This is a genomic window from Psychroserpens mesophilus, assembly GCF_050617655.1.
GTDB lineage: Bacteria > Bacteroidota > Bacteroidia > Flavobacteriales > Flavobacteriaceae > Psychroserpens > Psychroserpens mesophilus_A.
This window is the reverse complement of the sequence record NZ_JBODQC010000597.1, coordinates 1-212: the sequence shown is the minus strand read 5'-3', so window position 1 is coordinate 212 and position 212 is coordinate 1. Positions and strand designations below refer to the sequence as shown.

The window sequence follows — 212 nt, the reverse complement described above, 5'->3', positions numbered from 1 at the left end:
CAGTAAATCTCTTTGATAGTCTTGGTGGTACGCCTGATACTGGTGGTACATGGTCTCCCGCTCTGGCCAGTGGTTCGGGTATTTTTAATCCTAATGTCGATTCTGATGGTGTGTATACCTATACTGTAACAAGCACTAATCCTGCTTGTGAAGACGATTCAGCTACTGTTACAGTTACTTTTATTCCGCCTCCTATAGCTGGTACAGATGGA

At 43.9% G+C, this 212-nt stretch carries 1 protein-coding gene; it reads left to right on the top strand.

The features are described 5' to 3' along the window. Positions 1 to 212, top strand: a 212-nt coding sequence (locus ACRHNM_RS18580; protein ID WP_431138098.1) for a hypothetical protein, incomplete at both ends; no start/stop codon positions are given.